General features: G+C 53.3%; 25 protein-coding genes. 16 read left to right on the top strand and 9 right to left on the bottom strand.

The window, feature by feature from the left end; all coding sequences use genetic code 11:
* Positions 1–22: 22 nt before the first annotated feature.
* Positions 23–1,309 (bottom strand): homoserine dehydrogenase, encoded by a 1,287-nt coding sequence (locus K3729_14045; GenBank protein ID UWQ98556.1) that lies wholly within the window; start codon positions 1,307–1,309, stop codon positions 23–25.
* A 54-nt stretch (positions 1,310–1,363) separates the two neighbouring features.
* Positions 1,364–1,672, bottom strand: a complete 309-nt coding sequence (locus K3729_14040; protein ID UWQ98555.1) for a hypothetical protein — start codon at positions 1,670–1,672, stop codon at positions 1,364–1,366.
* Between the two features lie 119 nt (positions 1,673–1,791).
* Between K3729_14040 and K3729_14035 the strand changes: the two genes are divergently transcribed.
* On the top strand, positions 1,792–2,385 hold the full coding sequence (locus K3729_14035; protein ID UWQ98554.1) for a TetR/AcrR family transcriptional regulator: 594 nt from the start codon (positions 1,792–1,794) through the stop codon (positions 2,383–2,385).
* A gap of 52 nt (positions 2,386–2,437) precedes the next feature.
* Here the strand turns inward: K3729_14035 and K3729_14030 are convergent, their stop codons facing one another.
* Entirely contained in the window at positions 2,438–3,349 is a 912-nt protein-coding gene (locus K3729_14030; protein UWQ98553.1) for a pirin family protein, read from the bottom strand.
* Positions 3,350–3,496: 147 nt separating this feature from the next.
* Here K3729_14030 and K3729_14025 point away from each other — a divergent pair, with 147 nt between their 5' ends.
* Positions 3,497–4,441: an NAD(P)-dependent oxidoreductase gene (locus K3729_14025; protein UWQ98552.1), complete on the top strand. Its 945-nt coding sequence runs from the start codon at positions 3,497–3,499 to the stop codon at positions 4,439–4,441.
* 59 nt (positions 4,442–4,500) lie between these two features.
* Complete coding sequence (locus K3729_14020) at positions 4,501–4,989, top strand: hypothetical protein (protein UWQ98551.1); 489 nt, start codon at positions 4,501–4,503, stop codon at positions 4,987–4,989.
* An 18-nt stretch (positions 4,990–5,007) separates the two neighbouring features.
* Here K3729_14020 and K3729_14015 read toward each other — a convergent pair whose 3' ends face one another.
* From K3729_14015 to K3729_14005, 3 genes are read right to left on the bottom strand one after another with little or no spacing between them, the layout of a single operon-like run.
* Positions 5,008–5,595 carry a hypothetical protein gene (locus K3729_14015; protein UWQ98550.1) on the bottom strand — a complete coding sequence of 196 codons (588 nt, stop codon included), beginning with the start codon at positions 5,593–5,595 and terminating at the stop codon, positions 5,008–5,010.
* The gene (locus K3729_14010; protein UWR01066.1) at positions 5,592–6,134 is read right to left on the bottom strand and encodes a pilus assembly protein; all 543 of its coding nucleotides are present in this window, start codon (positions 6,132–6,134) and stop codon (positions 5,592–5,594) included. The genes K3729_14015 and K3729_14010 overlap by 4 nt, the downstream gene beginning before the upstream one ends.
* Before the next feature lie 17 nt (positions 6,135–6,151).
* Positions 6,152–7,612, bottom strand: coding sequence for a hypothetical protein (locus tag K3729_14005; GenBank protein UWQ98549.1), 1,461 nt, complete (start codon positions 7,610–7,612; stop codon positions 6,152–6,154).
* A 398-nt stretch (positions 7,613–8,010) separates the two neighbouring features.
* Here K3729_14005 and dnaG point away from each other — a divergent pair, with 398 nt between their 5' ends.
* The 13 genes from dnaG (at position 8,011) to ribD (ending at position 20,057) form a co-directional block, all read left to right on the top strand.
* Entirely contained in the window at positions 8,011–9,972 is a 1,962-nt protein-coding gene (dnaG, locus tag K3729_14000; protein ID UWQ98548.1) for a DNA primase, read from the top strand.
* Between the two features lie 151 nt (positions 9,973–10,123).
* Entirely contained in the window at positions 10,124–12,106 is a 1,983-nt protein-coding gene (gene rpoD, locus K3729_13995) for an RNA polymerase sigma factor RpoD (GenBank protein ID UWQ98547.1), read from the top strand.
* 1 nt (position 12,107) lies between these two features.
* Complete coding sequence (locus K3729_13990) at positions 12,108–12,377, top strand: hypothetical protein (GenBank protein UWQ98546.1); 270 nt, start codon at positions 12,108–12,110, stop codon at positions 12,375–12,377.
* A 12-nt stretch (positions 12,378–12,389) separates the two neighbouring features.
* Positions 12,390–12,797, top strand: a complete 408-nt coding sequence (locus K3729_13985; protein ID UWQ98545.1) for a secondary thiamine-phosphate synthase enzyme YjbQ — start codon at positions 12,390–12,392, stop codon at positions 12,795–12,797.
* 173 nt (positions 12,798–12,970) lie between these two features.
* Entirely contained in the window at positions 12,971–13,264 is a 294-nt protein-coding gene (locus K3729_13980; GenBank protein ID UWQ98544.1) for an STAS domain-containing protein, read from the top strand.
* Complete coding sequence (locus tag K3729_13975; protein UWQ98543.1) at positions 13,254–13,622, top strand: response regulator; 369 nt, start codon at positions 13,254–13,256, stop codon at positions 13,620–13,622. Before K3729_13980 ends, K3729_13975 begins: the two co-directional genes overlap by 11 nt.
* 1 nt (position 13,623) lies before the next feature.
* Positions 13,624–15,744, top strand: a complete 2,121-nt coding sequence (locus tag K3729_13970) for a chemotaxis protein CheA (protein ID UWQ98542.1) — start codon at positions 13,624–13,626, stop codon at positions 15,742–15,744.
* A gap of 16 nt (positions 15,745–15,760) precedes the next feature.
* Entirely contained in the window at positions 15,761–16,213 is a 453-nt protein-coding gene (locus tag K3729_13965) for a chemotaxis protein CheW (protein ID UWR01065.1), read from the top strand.
* Positions 16,203–17,060, top strand: coding sequence for a protein-glutamate O-methyltransferase CheR (locus tag K3729_13960; GenBank protein ID UWQ98541.1), 858 nt, complete (start codon positions 16,203–16,205; stop codon positions 17,058–17,060). Before K3729_13965 ends, K3729_13960 begins: the two co-directional genes overlap by 11 nt.
* An 11-nt stretch (positions 17,061–17,071) precedes the next feature.
* Entirely contained in the window at positions 17,072–17,458 is a 387-nt protein-coding gene (locus K3729_13955) for a response regulator (GenBank protein UWQ98540.1), read from the top strand.
* A gap of 280 nt (positions 17,459–17,738) precedes the next feature.
* Positions 17,739–18,251, top strand: a complete 513-nt coding sequence (locus K3729_13950) for a chemotaxis protein CheD (protein ID UWQ98539.1) — start codon at positions 17,739–17,741, stop codon at positions 18,249–18,251.
* A 253-nt stretch (positions 18,252–18,504) separates the two neighbouring features.
* The gene (gene nrdR / locus K3729_13945) at positions 18,505–18,972 is read left to right on the top strand and encodes a transcriptional regulator NrdR (GenBank protein UWQ98538.1); all 468 of its coding nucleotides are present in this window, start codon (positions 18,505–18,507) and stop codon (positions 18,970–18,972) included.
* A 26-nt stretch (positions 18,973–18,998) separates the two neighbouring features.
* Positions 18,999–20,057, top strand: coding sequence for a bifunctional diaminohydroxyphosphoribosylaminopyrimidine deaminase/5-amino-6-(5-phosphoribosylamino)uracil reductase RibD (gene ribD / locus K3729_13940; GenBank protein UWQ98537.1), 1,059 nt, complete (start codon positions 18,999–19,001; stop codon positions 20,055–20,057).
* On the opposite strand, the gene K3729_13935 is transcribed toward ribD, so the two are convergent.
* From K3729_13935 to K3729_13925, 3 genes are all read right to left on the bottom strand, one after another.
* A complete protein-coding gene (locus K3729_13935) occupies positions 20,054–22,087 on the bottom strand; it encodes a capsular polysaccharide biosynthesis protein (protein ID UWQ98536.1) in 2,034 nt (677 codons plus the stop codon). The two genes, ribD and K3729_13935, sit on opposite strands and share 4 nt — an antisense overlap.
* A 2-nt stretch (positions 22,088–22,089) precedes the next feature.
* Positions 22,090–23,235, bottom strand: a complete 1,146-nt coding sequence (locus K3729_13930) for a polysaccharide biosynthesis/export family protein (GenBank protein ID UWQ98535.1) — start codon at positions 23,233–23,235, stop codon at positions 22,090–22,092.
* Positions 23,236–23,427: 192 nt separating this feature from the next.
* Positions 23,428–24,723: a capsular biosynthesis protein gene (locus K3729_13925; GenBank protein ID UWQ98534.1), complete on the bottom strand. Its 1,296-nt coding sequence runs from the start codon at positions 24,721–24,723 to the stop codon at positions 23,428–23,430.
* Between the last annotated feature and the right edge of the window lie 56 nt (positions 24,724–24,779).

Below are 24,779 nucleotides of genomic sequence, written 5' to 3'. Positions count from 1 at the left end.
TTAACCCGACAAGGGCTACAGATCAGACTGCTTCGATCCGAATAGCAACAGGTGTGCCGCTCACGACGTCGGTGGATTCGAACGCTTCAAGCGCTTCGTTCAGCGCGGTCCTTGTTGTTTTATGCGTCACGATCAGGACGGGTGCCGCGGTATCATCGTGGCCATACTGGCGCATCCGGTCGATGGAAATGCCAGCCTCACCCAACAGCTTGGCGACTTTTCCAAGCGCACCCGGTTTGTCCAGCAACTGCATCCGCAGGTAGTACGGCGCAGGAATTGCGGAATGGGCAGAGCGGGCTTCGCGCAGACCGATGGCCGGTTGCCCGAACGTTGAAATGCGCAGACCACGTGCGATATCCATGACGTCGCCCATCACGGCGCTTGCCGTAGGACCTTCGCCCGCACCAGCGCCGCGCAGCACAATTTGGCCGACGCTATCGCCTTCGAGCACAACCATGTTGGTCCCGCCTTGCAGCTGACCAAGCGGCGATGTGTCGGGCACGAGGCAAGGCGACATGCGCTGTTCCAGCCCGCGGCCCGTCATTTGCGCGACGCCCAAAAGCTTGATTTTGTAACCCATATCAGCAGCTTGATGTATATCTTCGATGGTGACCGACCCGATACCTTCAAGATCAACGCCTGCAAAGTTCACCTTTGTGCCGTATGCAATCGATGCCAACAGCGCCAACTTATGGCCCGCGTCGATCCCGCCCACGTCCAGTTCAGGATCGGCTTCGAGGTAACCAAGTTGGTTCGCCTCATCGAAGACGGCCTCGTAAGACAGGCCCGCGTCCTCCATCCGTGTCAGGATGTAGTTACAGCTGCCGTTCATAACGCCCATAATCCGGTTGATTTCGTTGCCAGCCAACCCTTCGGTCAGGGATTTGACAACCGGAATACCGCCCGCGACCGCAGCTTCAAACCGGATCACCTGATCTTTGGCCTCTGCTGCTTCGGCGAGCGCCTGACCGTGGATCGCAAGCAGCGCTTTGTTAGCCGTCACGATGTCTTTGCCAGCGGCGATGCCTGCTTCAGTCGATGCCTTTGCAGGGCCTTCGGACCCGCCCATCAGTTCGATGTAGACATCCACGTCATCACGGGCGGCCAGTTTAACTGGATCGTCTTCCCACGCGTAGTCGGACAAATTGACGTCGCGGTTTTTGCTGCGGGAACGGGCCGAAACGGCGCTGATGACGATCTTGCGCCCGCAACGTGCCTCAAGCAATTCTGCGTGTTTTTGAACGATGCGGACGACGCCCACACCGACCGTACCAAGACCGGCAATTCCAAGGCGAAGGGGCTGTGTCATGGGGGCATCCGTCGTTGTCGTGAAAATCTAGGGCCTGTTACCCAATCTGGGCGGTCACCGCAACGCGGCTCGTGCAATTGCCGCACGCATGCGGGCACGTGTTGCTTGATCAACGACTGGGCGACGCAGGGCACCGGCACGGTTACGCAACTGAGCGATTCTGTCGTTGGTTGTCACGATAGAGGCTGGCGTGATTTGCGGCGCGATTGTCTCAGATCGTTCAATCAAAGAATCAATTGCTACTAATTCAGGGAAATCCGCGGCCCGCGCAGCGTCCGCAGATGTGCCGCCAACATCGGGGATTGTCCCGCAATGCGCCAACCCTGCAAACGCAGTTAGCATAATGAATTGGCGAAGCAGCATTAACACGTCCTGTAGTTTGGGCGCATTTACCCATGGGGGCGCAACAGGTGCAAGGCAGGTCGGCAAAGGAATGCCATTTGGGGGTTCCCATATGAACAAGCGTTCATTTACAGTAGCGTATGGCACGTAAACAAGGCTCTCATTCCGAAACCACCGGACCCAAGGTTCGGGAATCTGCTTTGCGGTTGATCGCGCGGTATGGATGTGCCGCCGTTTCGATGCGCAAAATTGCAGAAGATGTCGGCGTTCAGGTTGGCGCTTTGTACAACTATACACCTGATAAACAGACGCTTTTGTTCGATCTGATGCGCCATCATATGGAAAATCTGCTGGCCGCTTACGCCGAAACGCCGATTGAAGGCACACCTGTTGAACAGCTTGAAGCCTTCACACGTTTCCACATCCGCTTTCACCTGCCACGGCGCGACGAAGTCTTCGTGTCCTATATGGAACTGCGGAATCTGTCCGAGGAAAACTTCGCGGCAATTCAGGACCTGCGGAACAATTACGAAAAAGCGCTGGAAAACATCCTGATCGCTGGCGAGGCGGACGGGTCATTTTCATTCGTAGACCGCAAGATCGCCGTTTTGTCTGTCATTGCCCAGCTGACAGGTGTGACAAATTGGTACCGTGCTGACGGGCGGTTGTCACAGGCAGAGCTGGAAGAAGCGTTCTGCGATCTGGTGTTGCGCGCGGTGTCTGCAAACAGATGAATCCGAATTGACGAGAAAACAGGCCGCCATGAGGGCGACCTGTAGGACGTCACTAGTGGGCCGGTTTGATGAATGTCCCGTTGTTCAAATCCCGCATAGCTTGCCGAATTTCATCCTTGGTGTTCATGACGATCGGACCGTGCCACGCGACGGGTTCTTCGATCGGTGCACCTGAGATCAGCAAGAACCGAATACCTTCTTCGCCCGCTTGAACGGTCACCTCATCACCTGTGCCGAAGCGGATCAAAGTACGGTTTCCGGACAGATCCCGGATGTTGTATTCTTCGCCCATAACTTCTTTTTCCAGCAGAACACCAGACGGGGCTGACGCGTCACTAAATCGCCCCGCACCTGCAAAAACATATGCAAACGCGCGGCGGTACGTATCAACTTTGAACGTCTTTCGCACACCTGCAGGTACCGAAATATCAAGATATTGCGGGTCTGCGGCAATCCCGTCAACGGGACCCTTCTTGCCCCAAAAATCACCAACGATGATCCGAACAGACGTGCCGTCGTCATCAACGACGGTTGGAATATCGTTTGCAGTAACATCCTGATAGCGCGGGGCGGTCATCTTCATCGATCCGGGCAAATTCGCCCAAAGCTGGAACCCGTGCATCTGGCCCTTGGCGTTGCCCGTCGGCATTTCTTGGTGCAAAATGCCGGACCCTGCGGTCATCCATTGCACATCGCCAGCATTCAAATCACCGGAATTACCAAGGCTATCTGAATGGGTCACGGTGCCGTCCAGAATATATGTGATCGTCTCGATGCCACGATGCGGATGCCAAGGGAAACCCTTCTCGAAATCCGACGGCGTGTCGCCTCGGAAATCATCAAATAGCAGGAACGGATCCAGCTCGGACGGATCATGAAATCCGAATGCGCGATGCAACTTGACGCCTGCGCCTTCCAGCGTGGGAACGGCGGCGCGTGTCTCTAACGTTGGTCGAATGGACATGGTGTATCTCCTTTAACGCAAAGATAGGGCGCGCAGGGCTGCCCAACAATAATCACTACTGTGCAGCTGCGCACAGCATGTGTCGGAATTGGACTAGACGGGGCAGGCGTTTCGCCACAGCGTGTGGGAAACTTCAGAGGGAATATCATGCAGGTCGGATTTATTGGTTTGGGGAACGTCGGCGGCAAGCTGGCCGGAAGTTTGTTGCGCAATGGCAAGGACTTACACGTCTATGATCTGAACGCGGATTTCGTCGCTAGCTTTGTCGAAAAAGGTGCCAAAGCAGGCGAAAGTGCCTCGCAACTGATGCGCGATTGCGACGTCGTCGTGACGTGCCTTCCATCGCCTGCCGCTTGCGACGCCGTCGTGTCCGAAATGCTGCCCGAGGTGCGTGAAGGTAAAATATGGATGGAAATGTCCACGACTGACGCGGCAGAAGTCGCGCGGCTTGCGAAGGCCGTGATCGCAAAAGACGGCATGGCGGTGGAATGTCCTGTCTCGGGTGGGTGCCACCGCGCCGACACGGGTAACATCAGCATTTTCGCGGGTTGTGACAGGGCGACGTTCGAACGAGTCTTGCCGATTCTGACGGTTTTGGGGCGCCGCGTCTTGCACACTGGCGAGATTGGCACGGCAAGCACGCTCAAGGTCATGACGAATTATCTCGCGACCGCGAATTTGCTCACCGTCTGCGAAGCGATGGTCACGATGAAAGCGGCAGGTTTAGATTTGGCGACGACATATGAGGCGATGAAAATCAGCTCTGGCACGTCGTTTGTCCACGAAACGGAAAGTCAGTTGATCTTGAACGGCTGCCGCGACGTGAATTTTACAATGGACTTGGTTAAGAAGGATATCGGTCTGTTTCAGACCATCGCAGAACGTCACAACGTGCCGCTTGAAATCAGCCCGCTCATGGTGTCGATCTTCGAAGATGGCATCGCAAAATATGGCGAACGGACGCAATCTGACGACATTATCCGCAGGCTCGAAGACATCACTGGACTTGATATCACAGCACCCGGATTTCCCGATGAATTGATCGATGATGAACCCGAGGAACCGGGATACGAGGTCGTTCCGAACCGGTAATCCCTTTCGCAAGTAGCACAGAGCAGGTAAGGGGCCTTCAAACAAAGAGGGGGCTCTTCATGTTTCAACCGGACGAAGACGGTATTTTGGCGGTCGTTGGCGCATCAGCTGGGCGGCGGATCATGGCGTGTGGCGTTATCTACGTTTTGGGTATGTTGCTGATCTACGTGGCACTGGGTGATCCGCCCGCATTGCCATTGCTGATCATCGTGCTGGCGCTGGGCGTCGGATCGCTGGTCTTGGCGGAAGCATTGCGCAGATCCACGCGGACAGAGATCTTCATGTCGGCGGATGCACTGACCAGCAGCGATGGGACGCTCATCGCAAAGCTGGACGATATCATCAACGTTGATCGTGGTGCATTTGCATTTAAGCCATCGAACGGTTTCACGCTGAAGCTTAAAACAAAACAACCCCGTGGCTGGGCCCCGGGGTTGTGGTGGCGCTTTGGGCGCTATGTTGGTGTGGGCGGTGCCGTGTCAGCTGGTCAATCCAAATTCATGGCTGAACAAATCGCACTGCGGGTCGCCGCACGTGGTGCCGAATAATCAGCACCACGCATTTTCTTAGCACTCTGCCGAAGTTGGATCAGCGCTTTCATCTGGCAAGAAGCACAGCTGCGGAACAAAGCGGGGCGCAGCGACGTTGAAGTTTTCAAACGTCCGTGTTCCCAAACCGATGTCCAGCATTGGTGTGTATTCTACGCTTGTCTCTACCAAAAGCGCACGCTGGCCGTCTTTCAGTGTTGGCAAACGGTGCGACACTTCGTTGATGGCCGCATGGTCCATCGCGCCGTACATGCCTGAATCTTTCGACCAAGCCACCATGTAGGTTTCGTCTTCTTCATCGTATGTGAATGCAGTCAAACGGAACTCTGGGGTGTCGTCTGTGTGCACCAGCGTCTTCATCAGACCCTCAACACCTGCGATGTAATCAGGTGTCACAGCGGCAACTTCGCGGCTGACCATGTCGGTCATAACGGTCGCTGCACGTGTGGCGTGGGTCTGTGCGCGGAACGCTGCAAAATAGGTCACCATCGAGAAGGTGATCAAAGACAGCAGCGGTACCATGAACAGAAGTTCGATTGAGGCAGATCCGTTCTCGCTTTTGCGGAACCCGGCGACTGCGGCGCGGATACGAGGCATATGTATCATTGGTATGGCTCCACAACAAAGGATGAGGTTGCAACAAGGGCATAAACGCCACCTGCGTCTTGGGCTGCGGCCCCAACAGCACTGGTTGGCAACATCGGATCAAAGATCGCGCAGGCACGCAGAACCATCAGGTCGTTGTTCCCACCAGTGGTCCAGTTGATCACTGGTTCGCCGGTTGCAGCACGGTCCACACAATCACGGTCTGTGTTCATGTCTGTCCAGTTGCGCGGGTCTTTACGTTCCATCTCCAGCTTTACGCTGTTCAGGCAGTCCGGGATGATTGCAGCCGATTCACAGATCATTTCTTTGAGCTGACTGTGCGTCGGGTTTTCAATCGCACCGATCCGAACTTGGCGAACAGTCACGTCGACCGCACGTTCAAGCATCACGTTACGCAGACCGATTGTTCCGCTTTCGTATGTTGCAGCGAAGAAGAACATAGCAGCAGGCAGGACCATCATAAATTCGATCGTGCTGGTGCCGTCTTCTTTGCGGCAGAAGGATTTGGCGGCGCTCGCCAGTTTGGAAAGAGGCGCCATTTTCTGAAGAGTGGTCATCATTGTGTCAACCTCAGGTCTGTTACCTGTTCGGCAATGGCACGGAACACAGCGTTCAGGTCATCACCGTTGGTGTTGAAGTAGTGGTTCACAGTAGTCGCACAGTTGGCCATAACCTGTTCGCCGTTGCTGCCTGCTTCAAAAGCGATGGCAAAGACTTGCACGTTGGCTTCACGGGCTGCGTCACAAGAAGCTGCCAAAAGCGCGTTGCCTTCAGAGTTCGTGTAATGCTGCTCTGTGTACTCGGACCAGCTGTGGCTGTCTGTGAAGAGGTTGTTGTCTCTCCAGTTGCGAACTGGACGCTGACCCCAATGCGCAAAATGGCTTGGTTCAGTGTACATTTCTGGTTTGACCCGTGTGGATTCAGTGTTCTGACCGTCAGTCATAATCACAAGAACCTTACGTGTGTCGTTGGTTACGGTGTCCGTCGAAAAGGCAACCGGGCGACCAGAGAAAGCGCCGTCAACATCAGGTGATACCAGCGCTTTTGTTGACGGATCAAGCAGTGCCAGGCCCCACTTCATGCCGAGGAAGATCGACGTTTGAGTGGTTGGTTGGAACTGAGCGATCTGCGCAACCAATGCCGCACGATCCTGAGAAACAGCAGTCACCTGCTCGTAGGATTCGCTAGGGCAGTTCGGGCTGTGCATCGTGCTGCCTGTTGACCAGTGATCAATGTGCTGACCTTGGCTGTAGGTACGGCCGGCATCGATCCCGGACACGCCGAAGTCAGCATCGTCAAAGTCGACGCAATGCGAGAAGTTATGCTTCTGGTCTGTGTTCAGGCGGTCGAACAATGTCCGTCCGATGTTCACATGCTCAGAGTAAGGCACAAGCGACAGCGAAACGCGGTCCTGGTTACTGTCCTGAAGGGCAGTGTTTACGAACGTTGTTGCGGCAGCTTTCATCGCTTCCATCTTGGTCAAGCCGGTAGCGTTACCGTCTGCGTCTTTCGTCGCATTACGCATTGAGCCAGAGATATCGAGCACCAGGGAGATTTCGACATTACCAACACCTTGGGTGGCGACAGAGTGCGCGGATGCGTCAATCTGATCAATACCAACCATGTTCAGGAAGAATGTGTTCATTGGCTGGGCCACGTTCACTTCTACCGTCCGGTTGTTAATGCTCTCGGTGACGATGGCAGGGCCGTCCAAGTACTCGTCGAGACCAGCTTTGGCGAAGTAGTCTTCGACAACTGCAGCACCTTCGCCCACGTTCGTGAACTCTAGGTTCGCCGCGAGCAGAGCAGCGCGGTCGGCAGTGTCTTGGATGACAGCACGTTTACCTTCGTAACGCATGAAGTCGACGGCCATACCGCCCAAGATCAGCATCATTGGAATGAGGAACAATGCGAATACGACTAAAGAGCCGTCCTCACGGTATATAAAGTTCCGGATGATATCTTGCCTTCTGGCGGCAAGCTTTCTGCGGTCATCGCAGTTGGGTAGTTGGCGCATGAACGTATTCCCTGGTTAAGCTGCACAAAACGATCGGTCCCCACGCCTTTTGCCTGTGCGACAGCAATATGGGTGATGTTTTAGACCAGCATCTTTGGCTGAAATGTGGCGAACGGACCTGAAATGTGGCGAAACCGTGTCACGATTTACCCGAGTTTATCCAATGGCCTGTAAATAAGGGGGATGCACGTCTGCGGTACCGCGAAGTTTTTTCACGGATCATTTGGGGCAAATTTTCGATTGGTTACAGTTTTGGAAACGGTTTTTTAAGATGGGTTTGATTGTCCATAAACGCGCAATGCGTCGGCTCCTTGCAGCTAACTCGTTAGAGAATCATTTACGATAAAATTGATACGCTTGTCCTCGACTCTTCCGAGGGATTTGGTGATAAAAAGGATATGAGCTTACCCCCCGGATTCATCGATGAACTACGTACCAGACTGTCCATTAGTGACGTAGTCGGGCGTAAAGTCATGTGGGACAGCCGTAAGTCGAACCAAGGTAAAGGTGACTTCTGGGCGCCGTGTCCGTTCCATCAGGAAAAATCAGCGAGCTTCCATGTCGATGATCGCAAAGGGTTTTATTATTGCTTCGGGTGCCACGCCAAAGGTGATGCGATTTCCTTTGTACGCGAAACAGAAAACGTGTCGTTCATGGAGGCTGTTCAGATTCTGGCAGGTGAAGCTGGCATGACGATGCCCGCACGCGATCCACGCGCCCAAGAAAAGGCCGACAAGCGAACACAGCTGGTTGATGTGATGGAGCAGGCCGTGCAGTGGCACAAACTCCAGCTGAAGACCGGCGCGGCCGCTGCGGCGCGCGAATACCTCGAACGGCGCGGGCTGTCTGTTGATGCGCAGGCGCGATGGGAAATTGGTTTCGCGCCGGAACGCGGCGGTGTGATGGGGCACCTGACGGGAAAAGATGTCCCGTTGGAATTGGTCATGTCAGCGGGTCTTGCGGCTGAAAGTGATCGGGGCGGGTCGCCTTATGACCGGTTCCGCAACCGGATCATGTTCCCCATTCGCGACGCACGCGGGCGCGCCATTGGTTTCGGTGGGCGGGCAATGGATCCGAACCATCCGGCCAAATACTACAATTCTCCTGAAACGCCTCTGTTCGATAAGGGGCGGTCACTATTCAACCACGGTCCCGCGCGTGAAGCGGCTGGCAAAGGTACTCCGCTGATTGTGGCTGAAGGCTACATGGATGTGATTGCATTGTCAGAGGCGGGGTTCCCGTCTTGCGTCGCCCCACTTGGCACCGCCATTACAGAAGACCAACTGCGCCTCATGTGGCGCATGGCACCGGAACCCATCATCGCCTTGGACGGCGACACGGCGGGTTTGCGGGCTGCGATGCGCGTCATTGATATTGCACTGCCTTTGCTGGAAGCAGGGCAGTCGCTGCGCTTTGCCTTGATGCCCGAAGGCATGGACCCTGACGATCTGATTAAACAGAAAGGGGCCAGCGCGATGCAGGCCCTGTTGGATCAGGCGATCCCGATGGTTCAGTTGCTTTGGCGGCGCGAAACCGAAGGTAAGGTTTTCGACAGTCCGGAACGCAAAGCAGGGCTTGATAAGGCGTTGCGCGAAAAGATTAAGCTGATTCAGGACCCGTCCATCCGGTCACACTATGGGGAAGCCATCAAAGAACTGCGCTGGGCGTTGTTCAAACCGAAAAAGGCGCAATATGTGCCTGGCAAGCGGCAGGCGTTCACGAAAGGTGTGCCTTGGCAAAACCAGATGAGCCCCGTTGCGTCGAACAAATCTTCGGCGCTTGGGGCAGGGGCCGCGCGCACCGAACACCTGCGCGAAGCGGTGATTTTGGCGACGCTGATTGCGACGCCATCTGTGATTATTACATTCGAAGACCAGATCGAACGGATGGATTGCGCGGACCCTGATCACGCGATGCTGCGTGACGTCATTCTGCGTCATGCAGAGGCCGACGACATCAAAGAAGCAATCTTTCAAGAAGTTGGAGCAGGGCCACTTGAAAAGCTATTTTCCCAGACCCACGTGAAGATCAGCCCAGCGGTCCGCCGCGCGGGTGAAGTTGAAATTGCTGCGATGTGTTTGGGTGAAGAACTCGGGAAATTGGCCGCGAAACGGGGCCATGACCGCGAATTGCGTGACGGTATGGAAGAAATGCAGGGCCAAGTGGATGAAGGCCTGACATGGCGGCTGTCGCAGGCTGCAAAGTCGATCGACACCTCCGTACGCCCCGACACCGACGACACAGCGGACTTTGTAAAAGTAGAAAACGGATCAATGCTGAACAAAGACGAACGCAGCGCTTTTGATAAATTGTTGGAAAACATGGAAAATGCGCGCCCTGGAAAAGGGACACGATCCTGATCTCGCACTGAATTCAGCGCAACAACGACAATAAATCGCGCCCGATGTGGTTGCGAATCACCCAAATTCCTCGTTGATTCGATTTTAACCGAATCATGCGAATCACTTTTCGGGCTGACCTGCCCGCGACACGACTCTGAAGGAGCCGCCCATGGCCGCTAAGGATAACGACGACCGCAAAGATCGCGACCAGGATGATGGCTCTTTAGATATGAGCCAAGCCGCGGTCAAAAAGATGATCGCGGACGCCCGTGAACGTGGCTACATCACATACGACCAACTGAACGCGGTGCTGCCGCCGGATCAGGTGTCGTCGGACCAGATCGAAGACGTGATGTCGATGCTGTCTGAAATGGGCATTCAGGTTACTGAAGAAGAAGAAAGCGAAGAAACCGATCAGGGATCACGCGAAGTTGCCACCGTTGCTGGCGCGCGCGAACTGGTGCTTGGTGGGGCTGAAGCCGAAAAACTTGACCGCACGGACGATCCTGTTCGGATGTACCTGCGCGAGATGGGCAGCGTAGAACTGCTGTCACGTGAAGGCGAAATCGCGATTGCGAAACGCATCGAAGCGGGCCGCAATACGATGATCCTCGGGCTGTGCGAAAGCCCACTGACATTCCAAGCGATCACGATCTGGCGTGACGAATTGTTGAGCGAAGACATCCTGCTGCGCGATGTGATCGACCTCGAAACGACCTTCGGTAACACGATGGGCGAAGATGGCGACGACGACGTTGCGGTTGTGACGCCGGGTACCGACACCGCAGCCAAACCGGCTGAAGGCGAAAAAGCGCAAGAGCTGGACGCTGATGGCAACCCGATCGCAAAAGACGACGACGACGATGAAGAAGATCAGGCCAACATGTCATTGGCCGCGATGGAAGCTGCGCTAAAGCCACGTGTGCTTGAAACGCTGGAAATCATCGCCCGTGACTTCGCGATGTTGTCTGACATGCAAGACGCGCGGATGTCTGCGACATTGAACGAAGATTCATCGTTCTCGGCGAAAGAAGAAGATAAATATCAGGCACTTCGCTCTGAAATCGTTGAAATGGTGAATTCACTTCACCTGCACAACAACCGGATCGAAGCCCTGATTGACCAGCTGTACGGCATCAACCGCCGTATCATGCAAATTGACAGCTCTATGGTTAAACTCGCTGACCAAGCGCGTATTAACCGTCGCGAATTCGTTGACGCGTACCGTGGTCGTGAACTTGACCCGAACTGGCTCGAAGAAATGGGTCAGAAGGCTGGTCGCGGTTGGCAGATGCTGATCGAACGCTCGACTGACAAAATCGAAGGTCTGCGTGGCGATATGGCGCAAGTCGGCCAATATGTCGGTGTCGATATCACTGAATTCCGCCGCATCGTGCAGCAGGTTCAAAAGGGCGAAAAAGAAGCGCGTCAGGCCAAAAAAGAAATGGTCGAAGCGAACCTGCGTCTCGTGATTTCGATTGCGAAAAAGTACACGAACCGTGGCCTGCAATTCCTTGATCTTATTCAGGAAGGTAACATTGGCCTGATGAAGGCGGTTGATAAGTTTGAATACCGCCGCGGTTATAAATTCTCGACCTATGCGACATGGTGGATCCGTCAGGCCATTACGCGGTCTATCGCGGATCAGGCCCGTACAATCCGTATTCCGGTTCACATGATCGAAACGATCAACAAACTGGTCCGGACCGGCCGCCAGATGTTGCACGAAATTGGTCGCGAACCGACACCAGAGGAATTGGCAGAAAAGCTGCAGATGCCTTTGGAAAAAGTCCGCAAGGTTATGAAGATCGCAAAAGAACCGATCTCTCTGGAAACGCCAATCGGCGACGAAGAAGATTCACAGCTTGGCGATTTCATCGAAGACAAAAACGCGATTTTGCCTTTGGACTCTGCGATTCAAGAGAACCTTAAAGAGACAACAACACGTGTGCTGGCGTCGCTTACGCCGCGTGAAGAACGCGTTCTGCGGATGCGTTTCGGCATCGGGATGAACACAGACCACACCCTGGAAGAGGTTGGTCAACAGTTTAGCGTGACACGCGAACGTATTCGCCAGATCGAAGCGAAAGCACTGCGCAAACTGAAGCACCCAAGCCGGTCGCGTAAACTGCGGTCCTTCTTGGATCAATAAGATGTCTTTGTTTTCAAAGCTATTTGGTGGCGGTGCTCCGAAGGGGCCCGTCGCCGAAGAATACAACGGTTTCCGAATTTTTGCGGAACCGATGAAAGACGGAAAACGGTTCCGCATCGCCGCGCGTATTGAAAAAGACGTGAACGGCGAACTGAAGTCACACCAATTGATCCGCGCTGATACGTTAGAAGGCTTCGAAGCGGCTGTCGCCGCATCGCAGGCGAAGGCCAAACAGGTTATTGACCAACAAGGCGACCGTCTGTTCGACTGACGTGAGGGTGCTTTGCAGACCGACTTCTCCATCTCTACACGCGGCCCTGGATTGTATGAATTTACAGACGACGTCGCACGATGGGTTAGCGGCACCGGCCTGCTCACGTTGATGGTCCAACATACATCTGCCAGCCTGCTGATACAGGAGAATGCTGATCCAGAAGTACAATTGGATTTGCAGAACTTCTTTTCGCGCTTGGTGCCGCCAACGACCGATCCGTCGATGTCCTACCTGACCCATACCTACGAGGGGCCGGACGATATGCCAGCGCATATCAAAGCAGCGATGGTGCCGACGCAATTATCAATTCCTGTCACACATGGCAAAATGCGCTTGGGAATGTGGCAAGGTATTTACCTTTTCGAACATCGCGACCTTGCGCATCAAAGGACGGTTGTCGCGCATCTTTCTCGTTAAGCCTCGGCGGTGCACGTCACTTACGGCCTAAGCTCGACGATTTGAATTAAGCTCTGCATTCTCAAACCGCAATTATCTTGCGACGCTTCACCGTTTGTTAGTTCTCTAACTGCTATTCGTTTGACCGTGGTTCGTGCCACTTGATTCAACGAAGTGATGGGAATGAAGCCTGAATGCCGACTCTCGATGATCTCCTTGTTCTCCCTGCGGATATGCGCGCTGCGGCATGTGGGCCCATTTTTGATGCGCTCAAGGCAAATAGAGGGAATTCCGTTACATTTGATGGATCAGCCGTAACCAAGATGGACACGATCGCAGCGCAACTATTTGTGATGGCTGCAAAAACTTGGTCACATGATGGCCACGATTTCGAAATTGCATCCCCATCGGATCCCCTTGTGACCACGATGGAAAACCTAGGCCTTACTCAAATGGTCAATATGGAAGGGATTTCTCATGACAATTAAGGTACTGGCCATTGATGACTCCCGTACAATTCGACATTTGCTGACAGAGACACTTGTCGGTGCCGGGTTTGATGTGACGACTGCAGATGATGGCGTGGACGGTGTGAAGGCTTTTCAAGATGCAAATGCCGACGTTGTCATTACAGATATCAATATGCCAAACATGGACGGTTTCGGCGTCATTTCCTCAATTCGAAAAGGTGATGTAAATAACCGTGTACCCATTCTCGTTCTAACGACGGAAAGCGGCGATGACCTTAAGTCACGCGCGCGCAATTCAGGCGCGACGGGGTGGATTGTAAAACCATTTGACGATGTGTCTCTTATTTCTGCCCTGAAACGTGTCACGGGAGCATGACATGAGTGGCAACAGTATTCGCGATATATTCTTTCAAGAATGCGAGGACCTCTCCGACGCATTAACCGATGGATTAAACGATATTGCTGACGGTACAGGCGATAATGAAACCGTAAATGCAGTGTTTCGTGCCGTTCATTCGATTAAGGGATCAGGCGGGGCATTCGGATTAGAGGACCTCGTTGGGTTTGCGCATAAATTCGAAACGGTTCTCGACGCGGTTCGATCTGGAACTCTAACGATCAACGAACAACTGACAGACGTTTTGCTACGATCCGGCGATGTCCTGATCGAGCTGATCGACGCGGCCAGAATGGAGACAGAGATCAATCAGGCCGCTGTTGATACGGCGACAACGGCATTGAACGAATTCTTGATTGAAGAAGACGAACCTGAAGAAGAGTTCACTTTCGAGCCCATGGTCCTTGATATCCCAGGTCCTGCGGAGATTGACGAAGTGCGAACGGATGGTTTCGATATCGAATTCGCGCCTACCAGAAATTTCTATGAAGTCGGTAACGAACCTCAGCACCTATTCAGTGCGCTGAAGGGGCTTGGGGACCTGAGTTTAGTTGCTGACGCGTCCAATGTGCCGGATGATCTGGAAGAAGGTGATTGGGAATCGAGCTATCTCAAATGGCGACTGAGCCTCAAAACTGCAGAGAACGAAGATGTAATTTCCGCAGTTTTCAGCTTCGTCGATGACCTTTGTGAAATTACGATTACTCGTCGGCTCAGTGCACCGGATCAAACGCCGGTCGAAAGTGCTGCTGAGCCAATTGTGATATCTCCCTCCAGAATTGTAGAGGAAGACCATAAAAAAGATGTAGGTACAGGGAACTCACAAGAACAGATTCCAATAGCTAAAAGCGCAGCTGCGAGCAACAATCGCGAAGCAAAGGCAACATTGCGCGTTGACCTGGAGCGGGTCGATCGCCTCATAAATTCCGTTGGTGAACTCATCATCAATCAATCGGTTATCGCGCAGCGAATTCAAGACGCCGGCCTTGGAAAGTCGGATGATATTCAAGTGGACCTTGAAGATTACAAGCATTTGGCACGCGAAATTCAGGAAGGTGTTATGGCAATTCGCGCCCAGCCCGTTAAGCCGCTTTTCCAACGCATGGCACGTATTGTCAGAGAGGTGACTTCGTCGACGGGTAAGAAAGTGCAATTGGTGACGCAAGGCGAGGCAACTGAAGTAGATAAGACGCTGGTAGAACGGTTGAGTGATCCATTAACCCACATGATCCGAAATGCTATTGATCACGGTATCGAGGATGAAGAACGTAGGTTAGCCGCCGGTAAGCCCACTTCAGGAACCGTGACGCTGTCCGCGCAACATCGGTCCGGCAGCGTCCTTATCGAAATCACAGATGACGGTGCAGGTCTTGATCGCGAAAGAATCAAAAACATTGCAGTTGAAAAAGGTATTGTGAATAAGGAAGCTGAACTCACCGATGGTGAGATTGACCAACTGTTGTTTGCACCTGGTTTTTCCACTGCGAAAGAGGTGACAAACCTGTCGGGGCGGGGCGTCGGGATGGATGTCGTCAAGACTGCCATCTCCGCATTAGGTGGTCGAATTGGAATTTCTAGCATTCCTGGCAATGGCTCCACATTCTCTATTAATCTTCCACTGACGTTGGCTGTTATGGACGGCATGGTAGTGGACGTCGGCAAGCAAACTATGGTCGTTCCGGTTTCAAGCATAATTGAAACGATTCAACCGAAAGCGTCAGAGATCTTCCAAATTGGGGACGGTAATCCAATACTCCGTGTTCGGGGGGAATATGTCCCGATCGTTGACGTGGCGATTGCGCTTGGTCAGCTAGAGCGTGCTCAACCGCTATCAAACAAAGTATTACTGCTGGTAAGAACCGAGAAACTTTCTCAGTGCGCATTTGTTGTCGATTCAATCTCAGATCAGCGGCAGGTCGTTATCAAGAGCTTGCAGGGTAGCTACGGGAAGATTCCTGGGATCTCGGCAGCCACCATTTTGGGAGACGGGAAGATCGCCTTGATCATAGACCCCGATGGAATTGCTGATTCTGTTCCTAGTAAAGGTGTAGATTTCAAAGGCCAAGAAGCGGTGGGTATGATGGAGGTGACGCATGCTTGACGGGCAGGTGAACGCAATGGAACGTTTCTCTTTAGAATTCATTTCACTTATTGTTGGAAAACAAAGCTTCTGCATTGAAATTGACAGAATAAGAGAAATTAGAAGGTGGGAGCCGATCACGATGTTACCGCACTCTCCGAACTATGTTTTGGGGGTTGTTAACTTAAGAGGGGCCGTAATTCCAATTGTAGATCTCGCTGTTAAGTTGGGTTTCGATCCTATATCACCTACGAAGAGAAATGTAATAATAATTACCAGCTTTGAAACGAAGATGGTGGGTTTTCTTGTCGATGCAGTTTCGGAGATTCTGACAGTAACGAATGAGGACATTAAAGAGGCTCCAAAGATGAACTCTGGGACGATTAACCACTTGGTACGGGGCGTTATTACAAATGGAGATGACATGACGCGCATTGTGGATATTGACGTTCTCCTCGCACACCAAGAAGTTCTTGAAAATGCGATCTGATAGATCTGTTACAGTTTCCAACGATATAGAATTCAGCCAATCAGATTTCGAAAAGGTATCAGGTTTCGCAAAGAATGAAATCGGCTTGACCATAAGTGAAGCCAAAACCGAATTGTTGTATTCTCGAATAGCTAGGCGTATGCGGTTGGTCGGTGCGACGGACTTCGAAGCATATTTTGGATCCCTCGAAGTGGGTGGTTATGAAGAAAAGCACTTTATTTCGTTGCTCACGACAAACGTCACTTCGTTCTTTCGCGAAGGCCACCATTTTGAGTTGTTGCGTAACGTCATAGCTCGGAAGTGCGAGTTAACTGCGGAAAAAACGCACTTTAGGATCTGGTCCGCAGGTTGCTCCTCGGGGCAGGAAGCGTACTCGATCGCACTTGTCTTGGACAAACTATGTTCAGTTTTTCCCCATGTGGATTTCGACATTCTTGCTTCCGATGTCGACGAATCTATGCTCCGTAAGGCAAAGTCAGGTCAATATTTGAAAGAGGAAACTCTAAATTTGGACGGATCAAGAATAGGCGATCTTTTTTGTCAAAGCCGACTGCGCTTGGGCGAATTTGAGATTAAGCCCAAATTGAGGAGCCGGGTTAGTTTTTGCAATATTAATCTGATGAACATCGGAGCAGAAGTCCAAGGATTTGATTTTATATTCTGCCGAAATGTCGTGATCTACTTTGACCGTGCGACACAAGACCGGCTTTGGAAGCAGTTCCATGGCCGGATCAAAGATGGCGGCGTCCTATTTCTTGGGCAGGCAGAACGACTATCCGGTGTTGCGGAGAAACATTTTAAAAAAATTGGCACAACAGCGTTTGAAAAAACAAAAGGCAATCTTTGAAGGGGTCCGAAATGTCGCTACGCGATGCATTAAAAGTTATGGTTGTTGATGATATGCCAACTAGTCGAGGCTTGATCGTGCAATCCCTAGAGGAGATGAAAATATGGAACAATACGACCGAAAATAACGGTCAATCGGCCCTTGAGAGGATCGGAAAGCAGCCGGTGCACTTAGTTCTGTCTGATATGAATATGCCCGTCATGGATGGATTGGAATTGTTAGCGAAGCTACGTTCTAACCGCCTCACAAAGGGTGTAGGCTTTATCCTTATCACCGGAAAGCCGACTGCGGAGATAGTCGCAAAAGGAAAAGCGTTGGGTATGAATAACATGATAAAAAAGCCATTTACGACCCAGCAACTCAAGGCATGTATCGAGCAAGTTGTTGGGCGGCTTTGAATTTAAGCGCGTAATGTCTTGGGCCTCATTCAGATTCCGAAGTCGTGTATGTTATTTCAATGGTTTTTACCTGAAAGATAAGTCGGTTATCCATCGGGAAATCTAAGGGATGTTTGGTTGCGGAAGTTTATCAAACCAACTTTGGCGGCGACTATTCGAGATTGTGAAAAAAGTGCTGGAATAGCTTGGCAAAGATGGTTGGCGAAGCGCCTTGCTGAAGGTTGAAAATAGCTTCATCTAATTTTGCGTCTTAGTGGGGAGTTTCTGGATTGGAGACAGTATGAGTATCAAAAGTGTCGTTCAAGGCGAATACTCGGTTTCATCTTTGGCTGAAGATCAACTGACTACCGTTTTGGGGTCCTGTATCGCGGCCTGTATTTATGACGTTAAGGCTGAAATTGGTGGCATGAACCATTTCCTTTTGCCCGGGGGAAACGGCGATTCCGCAAGTAACGTAAAGTATGGTGCGTTTTTGATGGAGTTGTTGGTGAACGAACTATTGAAAGCTGGAGCGAGTAAAGAATCAATGAAGGCTCGCTTATACGGAGGCGGCAAGATGAATGCCGCATTAGGCGATGTCGGCGCGCGCAATATTGCGTTTGCCCGCGAGTATTTGGGAAATGAGAGTATCCCACTAGAGTTTGAAGATGTTGGCGGAACCCTTGCGCGGCGGATCACAATGCTACCCACTATCGGTAAGGTCGACGTGAGGCTCATCCAAAGTGAGGCTGAAACCGTAACTGAAGAAATCACGTCGCATCGTAAATCGCCATCTGAAGTCATGTTTTTTTAGCGTTGGTAGGTTGCTCGGGCCCGATCGAATTGTCGTTGCTAGGTCCCGTAGAAATCTTCGCTTGTTTACAAGTTCAAGTGTTATTCTGATGAAAGATCGCTGCTAACAACCAGGAAGGCCCGCCATCGTGAAGCCCATTTAGATCAACATGAAGCGTTTGAAAAAGGAGACTACCCAAAGTTTAGCGGGTGACCTATAGTACCTGTGGATAAGTGGGCGATACACTCACGATGTGCAGAGAACGAGGATCAAGATGCGGTGTCCATTTTGCGGAAACGTCGATACCCAGGTGAAGGATTCACGTCCGGCCGAAGACCATGTTGCAATTCGCCGTCGCCGTTTTTGCCCTGCTTGCGGCGGGCGCTTTACGACGTATGAACGTGTGCAATTGCGCGATCTTGTGGTGATTAAGTCCAACGGACGTCGGGAAGACTTTGACCGTGATAAGCTCGAACGCTCGATCCGCATTTCGCTTCAAAAACGCCCTGTTGAACCGGAACGTATGGACCAAATGATAAGCGGTATAGTGCGTCGATTGGAAAGCATGGGTGAAACTGATATTCCATCAACGACCATTGGTGAAATCGTCATGGAAAGTCTTGCGCGTATTGATACCGTCGCTTACGTGCGTTTTGCGAGTGTTTATAAGAATTTCCAGGCTGCGGACGATTTCGACAAGTTTGTGAGCGAACTGCGGCCCGATAACCTGCCCGACACGTGACCTACTCTAAAGTCGACGAAAGATATATGTCGCTCGCCCTTCAATTGGGGCGGCGTGGCCAAGGTCAGGTTTGGCCTAATCCTGCAGTTGGCTGCGTCATTGTACGTGACGGTCGCATCGTCGGCAGGGGCCGGACAATGGTCGGCGGGCGCCCACATGCTGAAGTTGCGGCCTTAGCCGAAGCCGGTAACGCGGCCAAGGGTGCGGTCGTCTATGTCACGTTGGAACCTTGCGCGCACCACGGCAAAACGCCGCCATGTGCCGACGCATTGATTGACGCCAAGGTGGCTAAAGTCGTTATCGCGACCGGAGACCCTGACCCGCGCGTCAGCGGACGCGGCATTGCAATGCTCAAAGCCGCAGGAATTCAAATCGAAACCGGCATCCTAAAGTCCGAGGCAGATCGCGACCATCAAGGCTTTTTTCAACGTGTTTTGAAGCAACGCCCATTCTTAACCTTGAAACTTGCGGTTACGTTGGACGGACGGATCGCCACCCGAACCGGCGAAAGCCAGTGGATCACGGGCCCCGCTGCACGGACTGCGGTTCATGGCATGCGCGCGCGCCACGATGCTGTCATGGTCGGTGCTGGAACAATGCGGTCTGATGATCCGCAGTTAACCGTTCGGGGCATGGGGTCGCGTCGCCAACCGGCGCGTGTGATTGTTTCATCTGACCTGAATTTCCCATTAGAGTCACGCCTGTTCCAAGACACCGAAACCAGCCCGGTCCTTTTGTGTCACGGTCCGGTCGATCCGGCGGATTTTACGGCGATGGGGGCGGAAAGCCTGCCTTGTGGGCTCCACAACGATAGGCTCGACCTGAACGACGCGATGAAAGCACTGTCGGCCCGTGGCATCACCCGCGTGTTTTGTGAAGGCGGCGGTGGACTGGCGGCTTCTTTGTTGCGCACGGATTTAGTGGATCGCCTTGAAGTATTTCAGGCCGGCAAGGTCATCGGTGGCGATGGCACTCCGGCGGTCGCGCCCATGGATGTCTCGCACCTTATTGATGCGGCTCGGTTTTCTTTGATCGAAACGCGGCGCATCGGTGATGACGTGTTGTCATCTTGGGACCGAAGCTAACGCCAAAGGTAGGCATAACTTGCGACCGCCCCCTGTAGCTTTGCGATGGTTCTGTTCCAACGCGACGGTGGTGGAATGTCGTTGTTGGCCAGACGTTCGACGACAACTTCGACCGGACATGCCCCCCCGGTTACGGGATCGAAGTAGCGGGGGTAATTGATCAGGACGGCATGGACCAACGCCGTTAGATCGGGGCAGGCCGTCCGCCGCGGGCAAGGGACGCCGCGATCATCGGTCAGGCCCCAGCCGGCGTAAAATGGCATGCCCGTACAAATGACGTTCTTTGATCGCAAAAGTGCTTCGAACCCAAGCAGGCTTGTCATTGTCCAAACGTCATCGACCATCGACAAAGCGGAAATCGGGTTCGTGTCCGTCAAGATCGCGTCGGCATAGTCGCCCGCGTCATGAATGGAACCGGCGCGCAGACCCGCCTCTACATCCGGATGCGGTTTGTAAAGGATGACAGCCGCTGGATTCGCGTTGCGCGCCGCAATAAGCAGATCGCGGTTCGTCTTGATGTTTCCGGCGCCCAATTTGATCGACGCGTCGTCTTCGACCTGTCCGGGCACCAGAATGCGACGGCCAGCAGGCAGGCCAGTCGGCAACGCCGCCGTGCCTGTATTGTATTTCGAAAGGGCAGCGGTGTTGAGCGATTTGATCAGTCGAACCGCGCGATCCCGTTCCGCATCGGACAATGCAGTCTGCGTGTTAATGATGCGTTCCAGACGGCTTTCGCGTGTCGGATCGTAATAGATGCCCAAGTCATCGCAAACTAACGACAGCGGCGCGATCAGGTCGGCGCCCAACCCGCGCGACCGCAAAAAACCATCTTCAACACGCACGACGTCGCCCATGTCTTCTGATACTTTGCTGGCCCATGACATGCAGCGTCTACCGTCAGTTTCTGCTTTCGAAACAGCATCTTGTCCCTCTGCGAACACCACAGGTTTCACGTGTCCGAACACTGCCTGTAGGGGCTTACGCTTCCACATCCGCATCCCGGACGCCACCCACCCGGCGTGATCCTCACGCCAAGCGCGGGCTTTCGCTTCTAATGTATCAATCGCGTTTTCGAGCGTGCAAAGCCGGTCACGGAACGGGTCGAACCATTTGGGGTAAAGGATCATGGCCGCCGCAAAAAGCTGCGCCTTGGTCAGTGACCGTTGCCGGCGATCAAGCGGCTGCCGGTCGTCGGTCAACCCCCAACCTATGTAAAAAGGCTGGCCAAACACAACGGGTTTGTGGCCCATCAGAATGGCTTCGAAACCCATCTGCGATGACACGGTATAAACGGCGATCGCGCCTTCAAACAACGCGTAGGGCGACATCGGCGTGTCGTCCAATGTGATCCGGTCCGTACAGTCGGTGTCTTTGAAATACCCTTCACGGTGGCCTGCTGCTGTTTCCGGATGGGTTTTGATGATGATCTGGGCTTTGGGATGTTCTTCTTGCGCGTAGTACAACATCTCGCGGAAGGTATTCAGATCGGCGTTGCTCGCTTTGACCGACGCGTCGCCCTTCGTCTGGTCGATGACCACGACATATCCCGCATCCGGGGCAGGGGTGGCCGGATCGAATGCATTATACTTCGAAAGATGCAGTTTTTGCAGACGCTCAATCGCAGATTTGGCACGGTTGAGCAGAGCGGTATCGTCAAGCGGGTGTTCGGCGAGCAACAGTTCAAGATCAGACTTGGTGGCCGGATCAAAGTGAACACCGTTTGTATCAATATGCAGCCCAATGGGATCGTCGCCGTCGCGACCCGTGCGCACCGACCGCAAGAACGCATCTTCGACACGCACCATCTGGGCATCAGTCCAAGCCGCGACTGCTTCGCCACGATGGGACGTCGGGCTATTGCCCCAAACGCCGACCAGATCGCCATCGCTTGGTTTGCCCAATGTGATGTCATAACCGGACAGCGTCATGATCCGCCGGATGCGCTTTTGCGTCAGAAACCCGCCGTTATAAACGTAAAGCCGCCGCAAAGGGGTGTCCTCTGCGGCGGCATGTCCAGCATTGGACGTCATGTTTAGTTGCCGGTCAGCGTGGTGCTGGCAGAATCGAGCGCAGTGACCGCTGAAAGTGAACCAGTCAGTGCCGCAATCGTTTTGTTAAACTGGCTGAACGGCGCTTCTGTAACGTAGACAGTGTCTTCGTCGCGGATCGCAAAGTCACGGGCCATGAACACGCCGTTTGGCTGTGTCAGGTCAAGGACATAGACGACGCGTTGTGTGCCGATCAGGTCGTTGCGGCCGGTCAACTGGTTGGCAATTTCCTGTGGTTCGTTACGGAAAATAAACACACCGGTTGGATCAGCAAGCGTCGTAGACAGGCCGCCGACTTGGGCAATCGCTTCAATCGCGGAAATCGCTTGGGATTCGAACTGCACTTCGGTCTGCGTACCTGTGGCACCCAGCGCGGTGAATGTACGGCTGTCTTCTTCAACATAAATCCGGTCGCCGGACCGCAAGGCAATGTCGTGACCAGGGTGATCGTATAGGTCTTCAAACCAGATCGAACCGGAATGGCTGCCGCGCACGACAGTCACCTGTGCAATCTCAGGACGAATGCTGACACCACCGGCAGACGCCAACATGGCAGCCAATGTGCGGGTTGGACGTTCAATCGAATAGACGCCTTGTGCGTTTACGGAGCCGGCAATCGCAACGGTCGCGCCATCACCTGCGAGGCGACGCACCTGAACTTGTGGGTCCGGTGTTTGGTCAGATAGTTTTTCGCTGATGATCCGGCGTACCGCTTCTGGTGTGTTGCCAGCTGCGCGAATGCGGCCCGCATAAGGGACGAAAATAAAGCCTGAACCGTCGACTTGGACTTCTTCAAGCACAGTCGCGTTTTGGCCGGTTGGGACCAACAAGCCGTCATCAACGTTTTCCCAGATCGTCAAACCAAGCACATCGCCCGGGCTGATTGTATCGGACCCAAGGGTCGACGCGTTGCGGAAACTTGCGGCAAACCCAAGGGCAGGGGTCACGGATGCAATCGCATTCACACGGTCATCAACGGTCAAGATAAAGGCGTCGCCTTGTTCAAGAACGGAGCCGGAAAAGATTTCAGCTTTGTTTGGACCAGAGCTTGGCAGGCCACAAGACGCCACAAAGCCAAGAGTCACGACGATGGCAACGCCCTTCGCAAGGCGCAATGTCAGGGTTTTCACTGCTTGGTCTCCTCGACCTATTATTATTCTGCCTCGTGGCCCACCTTTTGGCGGCAGGCCTTTGTAATTGCTGTCAGGCTAGGCGAAAGCAGCTTCGAAAACCAGATACAGGTCCGAAAAGGTCCATGTTGTATGGCAAAACTGTGGCTTTTCAGCCGCGACGGACCTTTCGACCACAAGGTATTGTGGGGCTTAGTTGACGATCCGCAAGGGCTGGCGCGGTGGGTTCTTGCCAGCCTTCAGCGCGTCATAGGGGTCTTCTGCTGCCAGCATCATATCGACCACTTGCCGCATCAATTGGCGACGCCCGCGTGCGGAATAAAAACCGCCCGGGATTTGGGATGTTTCCAAAAGGTAACGACGATAGTCTTTGTAGGCTTTGCTATCGGGGCGGCTAGGGCTTGCGAAGAATTCCGAAAGGGGTTGTTCAGACACAAACTGCGGCTTCGAATAAACGGCCTGCCCGAATACTTTCAACGGGATCCCGCGCCAAAGAACCTGCTGGCCCGCCGTCGAATTTACGGTAACAGCAGTGCGGGCTTGATCCAAAAGCCGCGCGAGTTTTCCGCCCCGCACGTAATGCACACGATCTTGCACACCATGTTTCTTGGCGGCCTGACGGATCAGTTTCCGCACCGGCGAGCGGTCATTTTCCAAAGGGTGTGCTTTGAAAACAAGGTGATGATGACGCGGCGCACCTGTCGCAAAACCATCCATAACGACATCAATAAACTCACCCATGCGATTGAACGGGGAATGTTTTTGAAAACTGGCGTCATGTTCCAATTGCATTAAAACAAGGTGGTAAGGAAAGCCGCCATGCCTGATCCGCGCTGATGCGATCCGACGATCCAGTGCAATAATCGGCATCAGCAACAGGCGCTTAGTGTAAAGATACGCCTCCATCGCGACGGGCAATTCGCGGTGGCGGGTAAAGTTGCGATATTCACCGTTCCGGAACATTACAAACCAATGGTACAGCGCGCCGTAGAAAACATGCTGACGCATGTCGCCCCAATGGGCAGGCGGTGTCGGGACTTCGAGATCAGACCGCGCGAGCGCCTTTTGCATGTCCGGTACGTCCATACCCATCAGACGGGAATGGCCATTGGTGCCACCGCGTTCGTAGGTGACCCAATAAGGGCGCATGTAGCCTTCTTCAAAGACGTGGACGGTGATATTCTTGGACCGCGCAAGCGCCACCGCCTGCGCGTGAATAGGCCGTGTATCCCCGTAGAGAACGATATCCGTGATCTGCCGATCCTGCAGAATACCCGTTAGCGTTTGATCCCAATCCTCGGGTTTTTCGCGAAATGGGATGTAGCCTGGTTTGCCGAACCAAAAAGCACGGTCACCTGCATTAAATCCAACACGCGACACATCACAGCCAGCAGCGCGCAGCATCACCCCCAACCGATGAAAGAAGGGGCCGTGCGGTCCTTGTAGGAACAGGAAATGGCGGTTTGTAGGGTCGGTCACGGGAAACATGCTAACTAAAAATGGTTACGTTTACGTATCCAGCATCTGTCTGGCGAAAATATGGC

Source organism: Rhodobacteraceae bacterium S2214 (assembly GCA_025141675.1).
Classification (GTDB): Bacteria; Pseudomonadota; Alphaproteobacteria; order Rhodobacterales; family Rhodobacteraceae; genus Yoonia.
The sequence above is the reverse complement of the archived record's forward strand: the minus strand, read 5'-3'. Positions and strand labels throughout refer to the sequence as shown.